At 67.9% G+C, this 17,577-nt stretch carries 17 protein-coding genes; 8 read left to right on the top strand and 9 right to left on the bottom strand.

The features are described 5' to 3' along the window. Nucleotides 1-32: 32 nt before the first annotated feature. The 5 genes from ACXI0D_RS08655 to ACXI0D_RS08635 all read right to left on the bottom strand — a co-directional run bounded on the left by ACXI0D_RS08655 (nt 33) and on the right by ACXI0D_RS08635 (nt 4,967). Nucleotides 33-860, bottom strand: a complete 828-nt coding sequence (locus tag ACXI0D_RS08655; RefSeq protein WP_005408109.1) for a class I SAM-dependent methyltransferase — start codon at nt 858-860, stop codon at nt 33-35. A gap of 93 nt (nt 861-953) precedes the next feature. After that, complete coding sequence (gene dusB / locus ACXI0D_RS08650) at nt 954-1,949, bottom strand: tRNA dihydrouridine synthase DusB (RefSeq protein WP_479642484.1); 996 nt, start codon at nt 1,947-1,949, stop codon at nt 954-956. 147 nt (nt 1,950-2,096) lie between these two features. After that, nucleotides 2,097-2,528, bottom strand: coding sequence for a hypothetical protein (locus ACXI0D_RS08645; RefSeq protein ID WP_049444394.1), 432 nt, complete (start codon nt 2,526-2,528; stop codon nt 2,097-2,099). A 149-nt stretch (nt 2,529-2,677) separates the two neighbouring features. After that, complete coding sequence (locus tag ACXI0D_RS08640; protein ID WP_014036012.1) at nt 2,678-3,643, bottom strand: ribokinase; 966 nt, start codon at nt 3,641-3,643, stop codon at nt 2,678-2,680. A gap of 25 nt (nt 3,644-3,668) precedes the next feature. After that, a complete protein-coding gene (locus ACXI0D_RS08635) occupies nt 3,669-4,967 on the bottom strand; it encodes a NupC/NupG family nucleoside CNT transporter (protein ID WP_049444396.1) in 1,299 nt (432 codons plus the stop codon). Between the two features lie 193 nt (nt 4,968-5,160). Between ACXI0D_RS08635 and ACXI0D_RS08630 the strand changes: the two genes are divergently transcribed. The 5 genes from ACXI0D_RS08630 (at nt 5,161) to ACXI0D_RS08610 (ending at nt 10,471) form a co-directional block, all read left to right on the top strand. Next, on the top strand, nt 5,161-6,132 hold the full coding sequence (locus tag ACXI0D_RS08630; protein ID WP_049444479.1) for an aldo/keto reductase: 972 nt from the start codon (nt 5,161-5,163) through the stop codon (nt 6,130-6,132). Between the two features lie 185 nt (nt 6,133-6,317). Then, entirely contained in the window at nt 6,318-6,512 is a 195-nt protein-coding gene (hemP, locus tag ACXI0D_RS08625; RefSeq protein ID WP_005412278.1) for a hemin uptake protein HemP, read from the top strand. Between the two features lie 153 nt (nt 6,513-6,665). Continuing rightward, a complete protein-coding gene (locus tag ACXI0D_RS08620; protein WP_424143789.1) occupies nt 6,666-8,858 on the top strand; it encodes a TonB-dependent hemoglobin/transferrin/lactoferrin family receptor in 2,193 nt (730 codons plus the stop codon). Between the two features lie 4 nt (nt 8,859-8,862). Continuing rightward, nucleotides 8,863-9,462: a Hemin transport protein gene (locus ACXI0D_RS08615; RefSeq protein WP_049444399.1), complete on the top strand. Its 600-nt coding sequence runs from the start codon at nt 8,863-8,865 to the stop codon at nt 9,460-9,462. 73 nt (nt 9,463-9,535) lie between these two features. Then, on the top strand, nt 9,536-10,471 hold the full coding sequence (locus tag ACXI0D_RS08610; protein WP_049444401.1) for a DUF6607 family protein: 936 nt from the start codon (nt 9,536-9,538) through the stop codon (nt 10,469-10,471). 81 nt (nt 10,472-10,552) lie between these two features. Here ACXI0D_RS08610 and ACXI0D_RS08605 read toward each other — a convergent pair whose 3' ends face one another. The 4 genes from ACXI0D_RS08605 to ACXI0D_RS08590 all read right to left on the bottom strand — a co-directional run bounded on the left by ACXI0D_RS08605 (nt 10,553) and on the right by ACXI0D_RS08590 (nt 14,623). Further along, nucleotides 10,553-11,038 (bottom strand): hypothetical protein, encoded by a 486-nt coding sequence (locus ACXI0D_RS08605; RefSeq protein WP_458220780.1) that lies wholly within the window; start codon nt 11,036-11,038, stop codon nt 10,553-10,555. A gap of 2 nt (nt 11,039-11,040) precedes the next feature. Next, nucleotides 11,041-11,394: a DMT family protein gene (locus ACXI0D_RS08600; protein ID WP_049444405.1), complete on the bottom strand. Its 354-nt coding sequence runs from the start codon at nt 11,392-11,394 to the stop codon at nt 11,041-11,043. 68 nt (nt 11,395-11,462) lie between these two features. Continuing rightward, complete coding sequence (locus ACXI0D_RS08595) at nt 11,463-13,979, bottom strand: ABC transporter permease (RefSeq protein ID WP_049444407.1); 2,517 nt, start codon at nt 13,977-13,979, stop codon at nt 11,463-11,465. Further along, nucleotides 13,976-14,623: an ABC transporter ATP-binding protein gene (locus ACXI0D_RS08590; protein WP_049444409.1), complete on the bottom strand. Its 648-nt coding sequence runs from the start codon at nt 14,621-14,623 to the stop codon at nt 13,976-13,978. Before ACXI0D_RS08590 ends, ACXI0D_RS08595 begins: the two co-directional genes overlap by 4 nt. A gap of 75 nt (nt 14,624-14,698) precedes the next feature. Here ACXI0D_RS08590 and ACXI0D_RS08585 point away from each other — a divergent pair, with 75 nt between their 5' ends. The 3 genes from ACXI0D_RS08585 (at nt 14,699) to ACXI0D_RS08575 (ending at nt 17,571) form a co-directional block, all read left to right on the top strand. After that, nucleotides 14,699-15,343 carry an arylesterase gene (locus ACXI0D_RS08585; protein WP_368851389.1) on the top strand — a complete coding sequence of 215 codons (645 nt, stop codon included), beginning with the start codon at nt 14,699-14,701 and terminating at the stop codon, nt 15,341-15,343. A gap of 87 nt (nt 15,344-15,430) precedes the next feature. Next, nucleotides 15,431-16,144, top strand: a complete 714-nt coding sequence (locus ACXI0D_RS08580; RefSeq protein WP_002811889.1) for a response regulator transcription factor — start codon at nt 15,431-15,433, stop codon at nt 16,142-16,144. Between the two features lie 155 nt (nt 16,145-16,299). Further along, nucleotides 16,300-17,571, top strand: coding sequence for a sensor histidine kinase (locus ACXI0D_RS08575; protein WP_049444413.1), 1,272 nt, complete (start codon nt 16,300-16,302; stop codon nt 17,569-17,571). Nucleotides 17,572-17,577 lie beyond the last annotated feature (6 nt).

Below are 17,577 nucleotides of genomic sequence, written 5' to 3'. Positions count from 1 at the left end.
GGCGTGGCTCTACCGAATCAACACCGTACGGCTCAATACACCGTGGCGCGGCCCTGCACGAACGAATAGAAGAACACCGCGTTCGGGTCGTTCTGCACCAGGCGGAACTCGCGGCGCATGCCTTCCACGGTTTCCTCGTCCACCGAGCCGGCCTGCAGCAGCTGGTCGGCGGCTGACAGCAGCAGCTGCTCCCAGAACGCGATCATCGTCTTGCGACGGGCTGGTTCGCGGTTGTCCAGGTGGATGGTCTTGATCTCGGTATGCACGTCGCGGAAGCCGCCGGCCAGCAGCAGGTTGCCCAGCTTTGCGCCGACGAACGGGTCGCCCCCGTGGTCGTACTGGAAATCGTTGAAGGCCATCCAGTAGCGCCAGATATGCGGCGAATACGGGTCGAGCAGGAACGAGGCATTCATCACCTCGGTGATGTAGACCGGCGAACCTGGTGCCAGCACCCGGCGCACTTCGCTCAGCACGCGCGCCGGTGACGGCACGTGCTCCAGCACCCAGCACAGGAACGCCGCGTCGAAGCTGCGTGCTTCGAACGGCAGCTCACCGGCGTCGGCCTGCTGCAGGGTGTAGCGGTCGCTGCACCACGGCGTGCGCGCCAGGTTCTCGCGGGCGGTGGCCAGCTGCGTTTCGCTCAGGTCCACGCCGGTGACGTGCAGCTCCGGGAAGCGGCGCAGCAGGATCTCGGTCTGCGCGCCGACGCCGCTGCCGACTTCCAGCAGGCGCCGCGCGCCGCTGTAGTCGATCTGGCCGAAGATGCTCGATTCCAGCAGCCGGGCCTGGGTCATCAGGCGCTGCTGTTCGGTGCCGGAGAATCCGTGCAGGTAGGTCGGGGAGGAGATCGGCGGGGTCATGGGGGCGGGCTCTTGTAGCGTCGAGCGTGCTCGACGGCTCTGGAAATCCGGGTGTGAGGCAGTCGAGCAGGCTCGACCATGGATTGGGGGCGATCAGGCGGCCGACGGCAGCGCGGGGTCCCCGGCGATCAGGCGGTCGAAGTATTCGGTGGTCAATGCGATCTGGCTGGCGGGATCTTCGGCACGGTTGACCACCGCGCGGAAGGCGGCGTTCTCCGGCCGGTCCTTGGCGTACCAGCCCAGGTGCTTGCGCGCGATGCGCACCCCCTGCGGCTCGCCGTAGAACGCATGCAGGGCGTGCAGGTGGCCAAGCAGGATGTCGCGCACTTCCGCCAGCGACGGCGGTGGCAGTTCCTGGCCGGTGGCAAGGTAGTGCGCCACCTCGCGGAAGATCCACGGCCGACCCTGCGCGGAGCGACCGATCATCACCGCATCCACGCCGGTTTCCTTCAGGACATACGCGGCTTTCTGCGGCGAATCGATGTCACCGTTGGCGATCACCGGGATGCGCAGCGCGGCCTTGATCTCACCGATGGTGCCGTACTCGGCCTGGCCGGTGTAATGCTGGTCGCGGGTGCGCCCATGCACGGCCAGCGCAGCGATGCCGCTGGCCTCGGCGATGCGGGCGATCACCGGGCCATTGCGGTGGTCGCAATCCCAACCGGTGCGGATCTTCAGCGTGACCGGCACGTCCACCGCGTTGACCACGGCTTCGAGGATGCGCGCCACCAGCTGTTCGTCGCGCATCAGTGCCGAGCCGGCCCAGGCGTTGCACACCTTCTTGGCCGGGCAGCCCATGTTGATGTCGATGATCTGCGCGCCGTGGTCCACGTTGTAGCGCGCGGCCTCCGCCAGCTGCTGCGGCTCGGTGCCGGCGATCTGCACGCTGATCGGTGCCGGTTCGCCCTCATGGTCCATGCGATGGATGGACTTGCGCGTGTTCCAGAAGCGCGGGTCGCTGATGGTCATTTCCGAGGCGGCCAGTCCCGCACCCAGCCGTTTGCACAGCAGGCGGAAGGGCTTGTCGGTGACGCCGGCCATGGGCGCCAGCACGACGTTGGGGGCAATGGTGTACGGGCCGATCTGCATGCGCCCATTGTAGGGCGCGGGCGGCGGTACGGCCGTGTCGGGCACGGTCCGGTTCAGGCCGATCGGCACCGACCTCATGCCGTACCGGCATCAGCAGATGCTTGACGGTTGCTTCCGCCGCCCCCAGGGGCGGGCGATGGTGGGCGGCTACCCCAGGCTCTGCCAGGCCTGGCGGGTCCCCACGGCGAAGGCCAGCCCCAGGCCCAGGCAGACCAGCGAGCTGGCTGCCCAGAAGCGCACGCCGTTGTAGCCGGGGCGGAACAGCGCCAGGCCGAAGCCCATTGCCGCGCGCAGCAACAGCAAGGCAGCGATGGCGGGCAGGACCAGGCGGCTGGCCGGCAGCGGTGAATGCCAACCCGCGGCGGCCAGTGCATACAGGGTCCAGGCCACCAGCACGGCCGTGATGCCGGCGGTCATCAGCGGCGGCCACCAATGCCCGGCCTGTGCCAGCTGGACCATGCGCGGGCCGGCACCGAAGTACCCGTACCAGGGGGCACCAAAAGCGATGCAGCCGATATGCAGCAGGGCCGCGATGGCACTGCCGGCGGCCGCGACCAGCAACCAGGGGAATCCGTCCATGTCCTGCCCGTGCAAGGAAGCTGCGCGGATGGTGGGCGAGGGGCAGGGTATGGGCAATGCGACCGGCAGTCGCAGCCGCTGGGAACTGGCCAAAAGAAAGGCCCGGGTGCCTGCACATCCGGGCCCTCTCATCCACGCATGGCGTGAATCTACTTTGCTTCGGAATCGGCCGGGGTGAAGCGCGGCATTGCCGCAGCGGCGCCTTCCTTCTCGGTCGAACGGCCGGCGAACTGGTTGGCGAAGCGCACGTGGCGGGCGAACGGGGCGTCGGCCACCTGTGCCAGCGATGCGGCCAGCGCACCGTTGAAGGCATCACCGGCACCGGTGGTGTCGATCGCCTGCACCTGTTCGGCACCCACGCGGTAGTACGGCTGGGTATCGCCGCGCAGGTTCTCGTCGGCATGCGACACGAACACGCCCACCGAACCCAGGGTCACCACCACGGTACCGTTGCCGACCAGCTTGCGGCACAGCGCGTGCAGGCTGGCGCCATCCAGCGCGGCGACGTCGTTGGCTTCCACGCGCTCGCCGACATGGCGGCCGAGCAGGGCGGCGAACTCGGTCTCGTTCGGGGTGATCACATCGGCCAGCTTGAGCAGGCCGATGGTCGAGGGTGCGTCGGCCGGTGCGGTGTTGAGCACCGTGGTGACACCGGCTTCGCGGGCCGTGGCCAGCGCCGCTTCGATGGTCGGTACCGGCGATTCCAGCTGCACCAGCACCACCTTGGCGGCCGTCAGCAGGGCCTGCTGCTGTTGCAGGAAGTCGGTGCTCAGCGCGGCATTGGCGCCCGGGCCGATCACGATGGTGTTGCGGCCACGGGCATCGACGTAGATGCCTGCGGTGCCGGTCGGCTCGCTGCTGGCCTCGGCGATCAGCGCGAAGCCATCCTGTGCGGCCAGTTCGCGCGCGGTGGCGCCACCGGCGTCATCGCCCAACGCGCACACGAAGTGGGTGTCGGCGCCGGCGCGGCAGGCGGCCACGGCCTGGTTGAAGCCCTTGCCACCGGGGCCGGTGCTGTAGCGGCCGGCAATGGTCGCACCCGGTGCCGGCAGCGACTCGCACCGCCACACGTGATCGACATTGAAGGAACCGACGACAACGACACTGCTGCTCATAGGGAATCTTTTCTCAACCAAGGGTTCAACTGAAGTGCGTCAGCACGCCGGCGATGGTCGCCGTCATGAAGGTGGCAATGGTACCGCCCAGCACCGCGCGCAGGCCGAACTTGGCCAGATCGTGGCGACGTTCCGGAGCCAGGCCGCCGATGCCGCCGATCTGGATCGCGATCGAGCTGAAGTTGGCAAAGCCGCACAGCGCGTAGGTGGCGATCAGGCGACCCTCTTCGGACAGGCTCACGCCGGCCACCTGGCCGTTCACGATCTGCGACAGCTCGGTGTAGGCCACGAACTCGTTGATCACGACCTTCTGGCCGATCAGCGAGCCGACGGTGGTGGCATCAGCCCACGGGGTGCCGATCACCCAGGCAATCGGGGCCAGCACGTAACCGAAGATGGTCGACAGGTTGGTCGGCTTGCCGATGGCGGCGGCCAGGCCGGTCACATCGCCGATCCAGGTCAGCGGTGCATTCAGCAGCGCGATCAGGGCGATGAAGGCCAGCAGCATCGCGCCGATGTTCAGCGCCAGCTTCAGGCCGTCACCGGCACCGGCGGCGGCCGCGTCGATGATGTTGCTGGAGGTCTTCTCCACTTCCATCTTCACGGTGCCGCGGGTCAGCGGGGTGCCGGTTTCCGGGATCAGCAGCTTGGCCACGACCAGGGTGGCCGGTGCGGCCATGATGCTCGCCGCCAGCAGGTGCTTGGCGTAGAAGGCCTGCTGCGCCGGGTCGCCACCGCCGAGCATGCCCACGTAGGCCGCCAGCACGCCACCGGCGATGTGGGCCATGCCGCCGATCATCATGGTCAGCAGCTCGGACTGGGTCATCTTGGCGATGTACGGGCGCACGGTCAGCGGCGCCTCGGTCTGGCCGATGAAGACGCTGGCGCAGACGCTGGTGGTTTCCGCGCCGGACACGCGCATCACCTTGGTGATCGACCATGCCATCACGCGCACGATCGCCTGCATGACGTTGAGGTGGTACATCACCCCCATCAGCGCCGAGAAGAAGATGATGGTCGGCAGCACCTGGAAGGCGAAGATGAAGCCGTAGTTCTTGGTGTCCATCAACGAGCCGAAGATGAAGCCCGAACCTTCGTTGACGAAGCTGAGAACCTTGACGAAGCCCTTGCCCAGCGCATCGAACACGTCGCGGCCGCCCGGCACCAGGATCACCAGCGCCGCGAACGCGATCTGCAGGGTGATACCGGTGGCAACCAGCTTCCAGTCAACCGCGCGCTTGTTGTTGGAAAACAACCAGGTGATGCCGATCAGCACCGCCAACCCGAACAGGCCGAAGCCGATCCTGCCCAAACCTTCGACCATGTGAGTGACTCCCCTGGGGCGTCGCGAAAAACGGGAAGCCTAGTGCAGGGCAGGGGCCGGGGCAAGAAAAAGCAGCGTGCGCGCACCCATCGGTACCGATCAGGCCAGCAACGGCAAGGGCTTGCGGCCGGCGGCGGCAGGTAGAATGGGGCTCGATCCCGGCCCGGATGCGGGCCCGCAGCAGGAGATTTGCATGCAATACCGTCGCCTGGGCTCCACCGGCCTGCCGATTTCCGCCCTGTCCTTCGGCGCCTGGGTGACCTTCGGTGACCAGATCCCGCGCGACGAGGCCCGCAACCTGGTGGCTGCCGCCTGGGACCATGGCGTCAACTTCTTCGACAACGCCGAGGGCTATGCCAACGGCCGCGCCGAACAGGTGATGGGCGATGTGATCGCCGACCTGCGCCTGCCGCGCGATGGCATCTGCGTCTCCAGCAAGGTGTTCTTCGGCAGCGCCAAGGACCCGCGGCCGACCCAGCGCGGCCTGTCGCGCAAGCATGTGACCGACGCCTGCCACGCTGCGCTCAAGCGCCTGCGGGTGGATTACCTGGACCTTTATTACTGCCATCGCCCGGATCCGGACGCGCCGATCGCCGAGACCGTGCATGCCATGGATACCCTGGTGCGGCAGGGCAAGATCCTCTACTGGGGGACCTCGGAGTGGTCGGCGGTGCAGATCCAGCAGGCGCTGGACATCGCCGAGGCGCGCAACCTGCAGGGCCCGTCGATGGAACAGCCGCAGTACAACCTGCTGCACCGCGAACGGGTCGAGGTCGAGTACGCGCCGCTGTATGCCGGTGCCGGCCTGGGCACCACCATCTTCTCGCCGCTGGCCTCGGGCCTGCTGAGCGGCAAGTACGACCAGGGCATTCCGGCCGACGCGCGGCTGGGCCGCGAGGGCATGGAATGGCTGCAGGCGCTGGTGCTGGGTGACGACACCGAGGCCCGCCTGGCCCGAGTGCGCCGTTTCAGCGAACTGGCGCGCGCACTGGGGTACCCCCCGGCCACGCTGGCCATCGCCTGGTGCCTGCGCAACCCGAACGTCTCCAGCGTGATCCTGGGCGCCAGTCGGGTCAGCCAGTTGCTGCAGAACCTGCAGGCGCTGGACGTGCTGGAGCAGGTCGACGCCGCCGGCTGGGCGCAGGTCGAAGCCGTCTTCGCCTGACAACCCTTTGTAGCGTCGAGCCGTGCTCGGCGCTACAAAGGCACCGTGCCCACCATTTGATTGATGATATCTATCGAATTCGCGGATTCGATCATTAATCTCATCAATGAAATTGAGAATGGTTGTTGATTGTCAACTGAGAATCATTATCATTTAACTCGTCCCTCGCACGAGTCCAGATGCTCATGAATGCTCAACCTGTACTGCTGCGCCCCGAAACGCTGACCCTCCGCGATCGTCCGGTCCGTGTCGTTCCGCCGGAAGAGGTCATCGACAGCGAAGCCCTGCTCAAGGGCCGTCGTGAAATCCTGATCCAGCACGGCGACCGCTTCTACCGCCTGCGGCACACCAGCAACGACAAGCTGATCCTGACCAAGTAATCGCGGCCTGGTCGCCCGCCCCCCTCCCTCCTGCCGGCTGCGCCGACAGGGTGGGCGACCCGTCCGCTCCCGCTCTCTCCCCCTCGGTCTACCGCGTACACCCTCCGGGTGTGCCGGTAACCGGGGGTTCCCCTGCCTGACCGAACGAACCCGATGACCCGCCAAACCGCCCTTTGCCTTGCCGTCTGGATGGCCCTGCCGCTGTCCGCCCACGCTGCTGCCGCGGCCACCGCCGCACCCGACGCGCGCGAATTCGACCGCGTGCAGGTCACTGCCACCCGTACCGAGCGGGCGGTGAGCGATGTGGCGGCCACCGTGGACGTCATCGACCGCGAGCAGATGGACCGGCACCTGGTGCAGGACATCAAGGATCTGCTGCGCTACGAGCCGGGCCTGTCGGTCAGCCGCAGCGCCGCGCGCTTCGGCCTCGGCAGCATCCGCATCCGTGGCCTGGACGGCAACCGCGTGCGTGTGCAGACCGATGGCATCGCCATGCCGACCAGCTTCAACATCGGCTCGTTCTCCAACGCCAACCGCAACTTCACCGATCTGGACACGCTCAAGCGCGTGGAGATCGTGCGCGGCCCGGCCAGCTCGCTGTACGGGTCCGATGCGCTCGGTGGTGTGGTCGCCTTCGTCACCAAGGATCCGGCCGATTACCTGAAGGATGGCAAGGACAGCTACGTCGGCCTGAAGTTCGGCTACGACGGTGAGTGGAAGGGCCTGCTCGGTGGCGTGACCAGCGCGTTCGGCGGCGAACACTGGAGTGGCATGGTCAACATCAACCATCGCCAGGGCCAGGAAACCGACAACAAGGGCGACGTGCGCAGCCTCGACAACACCCGCACCGCGCCCAACCCGCAGGACCGCGATGGCCGCAGTGGCCTGGCCAAGCTGGTCTATGCACCCAGCGAGGACCAGCGCTTCCGGCTGACCGTGGAAGGCAACGAAGACAACACCGATACCAACGTGCTGTCCTCGATCGACCGCACCACCACCACCGGCATGAAGGCGCGCGACACGCAGAACCGCACCCGCGTGTCGTTCGCCCATGAAATGGATGCGCTGGACAAGGGCTTCGCCGACAGCCTGCATTGGCAGCTGTATACCCAGCACAGTGAAACCACCCAGATCACCGATGAGGACCGCGCCAACCGCAGTCGCCGCCACCGCGAGTTCAACTTCGACCAGCGCGTGTACGGCCTGCAGGCGCAGTTCAACAAAGCGTTCAGTACCGGCAGCGTCGAACACGCGCTGACCTACGGCTTCGAGGGCGCGCGCACCGAGATCCGCCAGAAGCGCGACGGCTACCAGGTGCTGGCCAATGGCCAGACCAGCACCACCATCCTGCCCGACGCCTTCCCGGTCCGCGATTTCCCGATCAGCAAGACCACCGAGCTGGGCCTGTACGCACAGGATGAAATGCGCATGGCCAACGGCAAGCTGTCGCTGGTGCCGGGCGTGCGCGTGGACCGCTACGAACTGAAGCCGGAGGTGGACAGCATCTTTGCCGAAGACAATCCCGGTGTTGCGGTGGCCAAGCTGACCAAGACCAGCGTGTCGCCGAAGCTGGGCATGGTCTATCGATTCACCGACGAATGGTCGCTGTTCGCGGGCTACTCGCATGGCTTCCGCTCGCCGCCGTACAACGACGTCAACCTGGGCTTCACCAACTTCGCCTTCGGTTACACCGCCATTCCCAATCCGGACCTGAAGCCGGAAACCAGTGACGGCATGGAACTGGGCCTGCGCTTCCTGTCGCCGGCGGCCTACGTCAGCCTCAGCGGCTACTACAACGAGTACAAGGACTTCATCGAGTCGCAGTCGCTGGTCGGTACCAACGCACAGGGCCTGATGGTGTTCCAGTCGCGCAACATCGCCGATGCGCGCATCTACGGTGCCGAGATGAAGGCCGGCGTCGACTTCGGCCAGATCAGCCCGGCGCTGCAGGGTTGGGCGCTGCGCAGTTCGGTGGCGTGGTCGCGCGGCGACAACAAGACCGAAGACACGCCGCTGGATTCGGTCGACCCGCTGCGTGGCACCGTCGGCCTGATGTACGACACCGATACCTGGGGCGTCGAACTGGCCGGTACCTTCGTCAAGCGCAAGGACCGCGTCACCGCGGCCACGGTGTACCGTCCGGCCGGCTACGGCGTGGCCGACCTGATGGCGCACTGGAACTTCGCCCCGGGCGCGACCTTCAACGTCGGCGTGTTCAACCTGGGCGACAAGCGCTACATCGACTGGTCCAACGTGGGTTCGACGCTGTCGCCAACCAGCCGCGTGCTGGACCGCTATACCAGCCCGGGCCGCACCCTCTCCGCAAGCCTTGCCGTTTCCTGGTGACCTCATGAGCCGAGCCTTGTCCGCACGCAGGAACGACGCCATCGCCGCGCAGGGCAGCGCGGCCTGGCCGACGCCGGCACAGCTGGCCACGCTCGGCACCGTGTTGTGCCTGTACCGCGCCGACGGCAACGAGCTCGGTGGCTGGCGCCAGGCAGTACGCGTGCATGCCTGCCAGGGCGTGGACAGCGAGGGCGTGCGCGAAAGCCTGTGTTTCCTTGATGCCCGCGGCCGTTGTGTGTGGCGCCTGTACCTGCTGCCCGACAGCGATTTCCTGGCCTGGGACCGGCTGGTCGCGGCGTTGCCGCCGGGCCCGGAACATGACAGCGATGGCAGTGTCGGCGAACGCCTGTGGCGGCGCCTGGCCGGGCACCTCGGCGGCCAGCGCTGGCGCCTGTGCACGCTGCGCCTGCATGCCGCCGACGATGGCCGCACCCTCGCTGCGAGCCTGTCGACGTTGTCCTCGCTGGGCGCAGCCACTGCGCGTCGCATCGCGCGGCTGGAAGGCGCCGAGGGCGAGCTGGCCATCGACGACTGCTGCTGCGCCGACGCCGCGCGTCGCCCGGCGCCGCGGGTTCCCGGCGACCTGCCGCTGATCCGGCTGTGACCCTTTCCTGATGGAACGCCTGTCGGCCACGGACGGCCTCTCACTACATCTGCAACCCCGAAGGAAGACCCCGATGAAGTTCCAGACAGCCAGCGTCATGCTGCTGCTCGCCGCCAGCGGCGTGGCCAGCGCGCAGCCCTCCGACATCGCCCGCGACCACGACAGCATCCTCGCCATGCAGGGCGAGTACACCGTCGATTTCGCCTTCGACGAGACCGTGCTGCTCAAGCCCGGCTACGAGCGTGCGCCGGCGATGCGCAGCGGCGGCAACGAGCTGGTCATCGTGGTCGAGGACACCCCCAGGCGCATCGTGCTGCAGCACCTGCTGCTGGACGAGAAGAGCGGCCACATCACCAAGCACTGGCGCCAGGACTGGGTCTACGAAGCGCCGAACCGCTTCGAGTTCAGTGCCGACCAGACCTGGCAGGTGCGCAGCATCCCGGCAGCCGTGAACAAGGGCGCCTGGACCCAGTGCGTGTACGAAGTGAGCGATGCACCGCGCTACTGCGGCACCGGCACCTGGACCTACACCAACAACGTGCCGACCTGGACCAGCGACCTCAGCTGGCGCCCATTGCCGCGTCGTGAATACACCAAGCGCAGCGACTACAACGCGTTGGCCGTGGTCAACCGCCACACGCTCACGCCCAATGGCTGGACCCACGAGCAGTTCAACACCAAGGTGCAGCGTAACGCCGACGGCAGCCAGGTGGAGATCGCCCGCGAGTTCGGCTTCAACGACTACGTGAAGACCACCGAGATCGACTTCACTCCGGCCCGCGACTACTGGAAGGCCACCGCCGGTTACTGGGCCAAGGTGCGCCAGCGCTGGGACGGCTTCCTCGGCCAGGCCCCGGGCGTGCACCTGAAGACCAAGCTCGACGGCATGGCGATGATCATCCCGCTGTTCACCCAGGCTGAAGAGATCCAGTCCGGCAAGAAGGTGAAGGACAAGCAGATCGACGAGGTGTTCGCCAAGTACGTTGAGAAGGCGCCGAAGGAAGGCTGATCGCCACGGCGCCGGTGGGTGCCGGGTTTGCCCGGCACCGCATCCACGCATGGCGTGGATCTACTGACCTTTGCCTCGCACTCAGGACGCCGGTCCACCCAGCGTGGTGAGGTCCAGCCCGGCGTTCTGGAACGTACGCAGCGTGGCCTGCAGGCTCGCCTCGTCATCGCGCGTACGGACGCCCATGATGGCGTCGCTGCAGCGCACGCGGTCCGTGCTGCACGCCTGCGGGTCGGGCAGCAGCAGCGCGGTCTGCGCGACCAGGATCGCCATGTGCGCCACTTCCTTTCTCGGCGTTGGTTGCCCCTGGTAGAACCGGTCGAACTCCGCGCGCAGGTCGGCCAGCACCTCGGCATCGCCACCCGCGTGCGCTGCATCGGCCGGAACCAGATAGGTCTGGCGGCCCTCATGGAAGGCGCGCATCTCATCGGCCAGTACCGTTTCCAGCACGAAGGCCTGCACCGGGTCCAGGACATGGCCCACCGCAGTACGGGCACATGCGGGCAGCATCGCCAACACCAGCGGCACGCCGACGAGAAGCGCGCGCAGGCAGAAGCCGTGTCTCATTGCTATTCCTTGAACATCAGAAACGCCGCCACCACGATCAGCCCGAACGCGGCGTAGTGGTTCCACTTCAGCGGCTGGCCCAGGTAGAACGCGGAGAACACCGCGAACACCAGCAGCGTGATCACCTCCTGCATGCCCTTCAGCTGCGGCGCCGAATACACCGCGCTGCCCAGCCGGTTGCCGGGCACCTGCAGGCAGTACTCGAAGAAGGCGATGCCCCAGCTGACCAGGATGACCATCATCAGCGGCGCGCTCTTGTACTTCAGGTGGCCGTACCAGGCGAAGGTCATGAAGATGTTGCTGCCGAGCAGCAGCAACACCGGGTAGAGGTAAGCGGCGAACGACGTGCCGGGCATCCGGGCGATCTCGTGGGGTGGGGCGCGCAGCATAGCGCCGGCCCCACCCCGTGCGTGTCACGGCCGCGTCAGGCTTCGCGCAGTGCCAGTGCCGGCGGCGTATGCAGGATCGTCCGCGTGCCCCACCAGCCGGCCAGCAGGCTCAACCCGATGCCGGCCACGCCGCCCATCAGCAGGCCCGGCCACGGCGGCAGCAACGGCAGCTCGAACACTTTCTGCGAGACCGCCACGCCGATAGCCGCGGCGGCGCCCACCGCCAGCAACGCCGCCAGCGTGCCCAGCGCGCCGAACTCCACCAGCACCGCGCCGCGCAGCTGGCGACGGGTCGCGCCCAGCGTGCGCAGCACCGCGCTGTCGTAGCGGCGTTCGCCGGCCGTGGCCTGCAGCGCGGCCAGCAGCACCAGCACGCCGGCCAGCAGACTGAACACCATCACCAGCTGCACTGCCTGCGCCACCCGTTCCATCACATCGCGCACCTGCGAGATCACTGCGTCCACGTCCAGCAGCGACAGGTTCGGCTGCGCGCGTACCAGCTCGCCCAGTCCGGCCGCCTTGCCGGCCGGCAGATGGAACGCCGACAACAGGTTGTGCGGGGTGTCGCCCACCGCATTCGGGTTCAGCAGCACGAAGAAGTTCGGCCGGAAGGTGTTCCAGTCGGCCTTGCGCACGCTGGTCACGGTGAATTCGCGTTCCTGCTCGCCCACTGCAATGCTGATGCGGTCGCCCGGGTACACGCCGTAGCGCTTGGCCCAGCCGATTTCCACCGACGCCTCTGCCGCGGTGCTGTCGGCCTTCCAGAAGGTGCCGTTGACCAGCGTGTTGGCCGGCGGGAAGGTGCTGCGCCAGCTGAAGTTCAACGGCCGGTTCTCGTCATCGTCGTCGCGCTGGGCCTCGCTGGACGCCGGCTGCCCGTTCTGTTCCGGCGAGCGGTCCACGCGCAGCGGCGGCTTGCCGTTGATCGCGATCAGGCGGCCGGTGGCCATCGGTTCGATGCTGGCGTCGCTGGCGCCCAGTCCACGCAGCGTGGCCAGCACGCTGTCGCGCTGCTCGGGCTGGATGTTGATCAGGAAGTAGTTGGGGGTATCCGCGGGCAGGCGCTCGCGCCACTGCTGCAGCAGGCCGGGGCCGGTCACTGCCAGCAACAACAGCGCGCACAACGACAGTGACAGCCCGACCAGCTGCATCACCGCCAGCAGCCGGCGCCGGGTCAGCGCGGCCAGGCCCAGCCGCCAGTTGCCATGCAGGCGGTGCTGCAGGCCGCGCAGCAGTTGCAGCAGCACGAAGCCGGCCCCACCGGCTGCCACCGCCAGTGCGGCCAGGCCGCCCAGCACCCACAGTGCCAGTTTCAGGTCGCCGGTGACCTGCACCGCCAGCAGCAGGCTGGCGGCCAACGCCGCCACATAGGCCAGCAACGAGGCTGGCGGCAGCGCGGCGAAGGAACGGTTGAGCACGCGCATTGGCGGCACCCCGCGCAGGCGCAGCAGCGGCGGCAGGCCGAAGCCGAACAGCAGCAACAGGCCGATGCCGGCGCCGGTCAGCGCCGGCATCGCTTCCGGCAGCGGCAGCCGCTGCGGTACCAGGCTGCCCAGCACCTGCACCAGACCTTCCTGCGCGGCCATGCCCAGGCCGATGCCGAGCGCACAGGCCGGTACCGCCAGCATCAGCAGCTGCAGCGCCAGGCCCAGCAGGATGTCGCGCTGGCGCGCGCCGAGGCAGCGCAGGATCGCCACCTGGTCGATGCGGCGCAGTGCGAAGCGGTTGGCCGCCAGCGCCGTGGCCACACCGGCCAGCAGCACGGCCAGCAGTGCACTCAGGCCGAGGAAGCGCCCGGCCAGGTCGAAGGCTTGGCGCACGCCACGCTGGGTGTCGTCCACGCTCAGCAGGCGCAGGCCTTTCACCTGCGGCAGCAGCCACTGGCGCAGCGCCGCGATCGGCTCCGCCGCGCCAGCGAACATCAGCCGGTAGTTGATGCGGCTGCCGGGCCCGAGCAGTCCCGTGCCTTCCACATCAGCGCGATTGACCAGCAGGGTCGGCGAGAGCGTCAGCAGGTCGCCACCGCTGTCCGGCTCGGCTTCGATGATGCCGGCGATACGCAGCGTGCCGGCGCCGAATTCGAGGTCATCGCCGGCCTTCAGCCCCAGCCCCTGCAGCAGGCGTGGGTCGGCGTAGGCCTGGCCCTTGGGCGGCATGCCGGCATCGGCGATCAGTGCACCGCCGGGCGTGGCCCGTACCCGCAGCGTGCCACGCAGCGGATAGCCCGCCTGCACGGCCTTGATGCTGGCCATCTGGCTGGCATCGCCGTTGAACAGCACGCTGCCGAAACTGGCGATGCGGGTGTAGGCCAGTCCACGCCTCTGTGCCTCTTCGGCGAATGCCTGCGGCGGGTCGTCGCGGCCGGCGATGCCGAGGTCGCCGCCAAGCATTTCCGCTGCACTGCCGGTCAGCGCCAGGTTGACCCGGTTCACCAGCGTGCCCACCGCGGTCATCACCGCCACGCCCAGCACCAGCGCGGCGAACACGGTCAGCAGGTCGCCGGCCAGGGCCTCGCGGCGCAGCGCGCGCCACGCGTGGCGCAGCACGTTCATGCCTGTGCCCCACGCTCGACCGGCAACAGGCGGCCGTCGTCGATGCGGTGGATGTACTGGCAGCGCTGGGCCAGGCGCAGGTCGTGGGTGACCAGCACCAGGGTGGTGCCGCTGCCGGCATTGAGCTCGAACAGCAGGTCGCTGATGTGCTGGCCGGTGGCGTGGTCCAGCGAGCCGGTCGGTTCGTCGGCGAACAGGATGCGCGGGCGGGTGACGAAGGCACGTGCCAACGCCACGCGCTGCTGCTCGCCGCCGGACAGCTGGCGCGGGTAGTGGCGGGCACGATGGGCCAGGCCGACCTGCGCCAGCACCTCGTCCACCCGCACGCGGTCCTCGCGCCCGGCCAGTTCCAGCGGCAGTGCGACGTTCTCGGCGGCGGTCAGTGCCGGCAGCAGGTGGAAGCTCTGGAACACGAAGCCGACTTCGCGCGCGCGCAGCTGCGCACGCGCCTCTTCATCGAGATCGCCCAGATCCTGGCCGGACAGCGCGATGCGGCCGCGGCTGGGCAGGTCCAGCCCGGCCAGCAGGCCGAGCAGGGTGGTCTTGCCGGAACCGGAGGCGCCGACGATGGCCGCGCTGGTCCCTTCATGGACGGTCAGGGTGATGTTGTCCAGTATGTGGACTTCACCCTCCGGGCCCTGCACGGATTTGCCGACCTGGTCGACGGCGATGGCGACGGACGCGCTGCGGGGGGACAGGCTGTCGATGAGGAGACTCCAATGCGCAAGACGGGATGGAGCCGGCGAGCCGGCGCGATGATGTTGCTGCTGCTAGGGTTCCTGCTGCTGCCCGGGCTGGCCTGTGCCAAAGGTCCGGCCGGCACCGTGCTGGTGCTCGGCGACAGCCTCAGTGCTGCCCACAATATCCCTGCCGACGCCGGCTGGGTCAGCCTGCTGCAGCAGCGGGTCAGGCAGCAGTCGAAAACCCCGGCGCGGATCGTCAATGCCAGCATGAGCGGGGAAACCACCGCCGGCGCGCTGACCCGCCTGCCGGGCCTGCTGGCGAAGGAAAAGCCGACCGTGGTGGTGATCGCGCTGGGCGGCAATGACGCGCTGCGCGGGCTGACCCCGGCGCAGGTGCAGGGCAACCTTGAAAAAATGGTGCAGGCCAGCCAGAAGGCCGGTGCCAAGGTGCTGCTGCTGGGCATCGACGTACCGCCCAACTATGGGCCGGCCTATCGCCAGCGCCTGGCGGCGGCCTACAAGGCGCTGGCCACGCAGTACAAGGTGCCGCTGCTGCCGTTCCTGCTGGAAGGCGTGGCCCTGCAGCCGGGCATGATGCAGGCCGATGGCCTGCACCCCACGGCACAGGCGCAGCCGAAGGTGCTGGACAACGTCTGGCCGCTGCTCAGGCCGCTGCTCTGAACCATTTGATTTCCTCTTGACGGAACTTCACATCACGTCCACCGTCGATCCGGCATGTTTCACAAAGCTGAAGTTAGAGGGAATCACATGCGTCAGACGAAGGAGACTTCCGGCTTGGTGCTGGTGGTCGAAGACAACCGCAACATCTCCGAGATGATCGGGGAATACCTGGAAGGTCGCGGCTTCGAAGTCGACTATGCACAGGACGGCCTGGATGGCTACCGCCTCGCGGCGGAAAACAGCTATGACGTCGTGGTGCTCGATCTCATGTTGCCGCGCCTGGATGGCATCGAAGTATGCCGTCGCCTGCGCAACGATGCGCGCAAGTCCACACCGGTGCTGATGCTCACGGCACGCGACACCCTGGACGACAAGCTCACCGGGCTGGGTTTCGGCGCCGATGACTACCTGACCAAGCCGTTCGCGATCCAGGAGCTGGAAGCCCGCCTGCGCGCGCTGATCCGTCGCGAACGTCGCCAGGTCGGTTCGGAGGTGCTGAAGGTGGCCGACCTGGTGCTCGACCCGGTCAGCATGCGGGCGACCCGTGCCGGCACCGAGCTGCAGCTGTCGCCGATCGGCCTGCGCCTGCTGACCATCCTGATGCGCGAATCGCCGCGCGTGGTCACCCGCCAGGAGATCGAACGCGAGATCTGGGGCAATGGCCTGCCGGATTCGGACACCCTGCGCAGCCATCTGTACAACCTGCGCAAGATCATCGACAAGCCGTTCGACCGTCCGCTGCTGCACACCGTGCAGAGCGCCGGCTACCGCATTGCCGATATCGCCCAGCCGATGGCCTGATCGAGGCCCGTGCCGGTGCAGCTGCAGGCCCGGCCGGGCAACGGCCATGCACGGAGCAGGGGATGACCGGCCGGCGTTGCCGCCGGTCATCGTCCGTGCACGACTACGGCGCAGTGCGCTGCCTATAATCGCAGCGCTCTGACCGGGACCCCGCAATGCCGCACGGCCTGCCGCGCAAGATCCGTATCGCCTTCATCCTGCAGGCAGTTCTGGCCAGCCTGGGCATCCTGCTCGGTGCCTGGCTGGTCTCGCTGGTGATCAAGCACAGCCTGGTCGGCGCGGCCCTGCGCGAGGAAGCGGCGTACTACTGGACGCTGCACGAGGCCTCGCCGGTGCAGCCGCCACCCAACACCCAGAACATCCGCGGCTACCTGCTGGAAAGCGGGCAGTCGGCGCTGTCGTTGCCGGCCAACCTGCGCAACCTGGAGCCCGGTTTCCACGAGCTGCCCAAGGATGACCAGCTGGTGCTGGTCGATGTGCGCCCGGCCGGCCGCCTGTACCTGGTATTCCTGCGATCGCGCGCGGAAATGCTGGCCTTCTGGTTCGGCATCGTGCCGGTGCTGCTGACCTTGCTGGCGGTGTATGGCGCCAGCTGGGTCACCTACCGGGCCTCCAAGCGCCTGGTGTCGCCGGTGAACTGGCTGGCGCGGCGCGTCTCGCGCTGGGACCCTGGCCACCCGGAGGCGGCCGACCTGGAGCCGAACAAGCTGCCCGCGGACATGCAGGGCGAGACCCGGCAGCTGGCGGCCGCGCTGCATTCGCTGGCCAACCGGGTCAGCGCGCATGTGGCCCGCGAGCGCAACTTCACCCGTGATGCGAGCCACGAGCTGCGCACGCCGTTGACCGTCATCCGCGTGGCCAGCGACATGGCCCTGGGCGATGAAACCCTGCAGCCGCGCCTGCGCCGCAGCCTGCAGCGCATCCAGCGTGCCGGCCGTGACATGGAGGCGGTGATCGATGCGTTCCTGATCCTGGCCCGCGAGGCCGACGTCGAACCGCAGATCGAGCTGTTCGACGTCAACGACATCGTCCGCTACGAGGTGGACAACGCCAACGAGCTGCTGGGCAATCGGCCGGTATCTGTGCACCTGCACAGCGAGGGCCCGGTGCAGCTGCACGCGCCGCCGCGGGTGCTGCAGGTGGTGGTCAGCAACCTGGTGCGCAACGCCTGCAGCTACACCGACGAAGGGCGTATCGACGTGTACGTGCTCAATGACCGGGTGGTGGTGCGCGACACCGGCATCGGCATGTCCGCCGAGGCGCTGTCGCGCGCGTTCGAGCCGTTCTACCGCGCTGAGCCAAGCCGCCCGCAGGGCACCGGCCTGGGCCTGTCGATCGTACGCCGGCTGTGCGACCGCTTCGGCTGGAAAGTCAGCCTGGCCAGCGAGCCGGGCAAGGGCACCGAAGCCACGGTGATCTTCCGGTAGTGGGCT

The organism is Stenotrophomonas sp. C9D9, assembly GCF_056491205.1.
This window is presented reverse-complemented; position numbering and strand designations above follow the sequence as displayed.

Excerpts from the sequence above, each read along its gene's own strand:
- ACXI0D_RS08645 (WP_049444394.1), bottom strand. The coding sequence starts at position 2,528 with ATGGACGGATTCCCCTGGTTGCTGGTCGCGGCCGCCGGCAGTGCCATC.
- ACXI0D_RS08580 (WP_002811889.1), top strand. The coding sequence starts at position 15,431 with ATGCGTCAGACGAAGGAGACTTCCGGCTTGGTGCTGGTGGTCGAAGAC.
- ACXI0D_RS08635 (WP_049444396.1), bottom strand. The coding sequence starts at position 4,967 with ATGGTCGAAGGTTTGGGCAGGATCGGCTTCGGCCTGTTCGGGTTGGCG.
- ACXI0D_RS08585 (WP_368851389.1), top strand. The coding sequence starts at position 14,699 with ATGCGCAAGACGGGATGGAGCCGGCGAGCCGGCGCGATGATGTTGCTG.
- ACXI0D_RS08610 (WP_049444401.1), top strand. The coding sequence starts at position 9,536 with ATGAAGTTCCAGACAGCCAGCGTCATGCTGCTGCTCGCCGCCAGCGGC.
- hemP (WP_005412278.1), top strand. The coding sequence starts at position 6,318 with ATGAATGCTCAACCTGTACTGCTGCGCCCCGAAACGCTGACCCTCCGC.
- ACXI0D_RS08615 (WP_049444399.1), top strand. The coding sequence starts at position 8,863 with ATGAGCCGAGCCTTGTCCGCACGCAGGAACGACGCCATCGCCGCGCAG.
- ACXI0D_RS08595 (WP_049444407.1), bottom strand. The coding sequence starts at position 13,979 with ATGAACGTGCTGCGCCACGCGTGGCGCGCGCTGCGCCGCGAGGCCCTG.
- dusB (WP_479642484.1), bottom strand. The coding sequence starts at position 1,949 with ATGCAGATCGGCCCGTACACCATTGCCCCCAACGTCGTGCTGGCGCCC.
- ACXI0D_RS08630 (WP_049444479.1), top strand. The coding sequence starts at position 5,161 with ATGCAATACCGTCGCCTGGGCTCCACCGGCCTGCCGATTTCCGCCCTG.
- ACXI0D_RS08575 (WP_049444413.1), top strand. The coding sequence starts at position 16,300 with ATGCCGCACGGCCTGCCGCGCAAGATCCGTATCGCCTTCATCCTGCAG.
- ACXI0D_RS08605 (WP_458220780.1), bottom strand. The coding sequence starts at position 11,038 with ATGAGACACGGCTTCTGCCTGCGCGCGCTTCTCGTCGGCGTGCCGCTG.
- ACXI0D_RS08655 (WP_005408109.1), bottom strand. The coding sequence starts at position 860 with ATGACCCCGCCGATCTCCTCCCCGACCTACCTGCACGGATTCTCCGGC.
- ACXI0D_RS08620 (WP_424143789.1), top strand. The coding sequence starts at position 6,666 with ATGACCCGCCAAACCGCCCTTTGCCTTGCCGTCTGGATGGCCCTGCCG.
- ACXI0D_RS08600 (WP_049444405.1), bottom strand. The coding sequence starts at position 11,394 with ATGCCCGGCACGTCGTTCGCCGCTTACCTCTACCCGGTGTTGCTGCTG.
- ACXI0D_RS08640 (WP_014036012.1), bottom strand. The coding sequence starts at position 3,643 with ATGAGCAGCAGTGTCGTTGTCGTCGGTTCCTTCAATGTCGATCACGTG.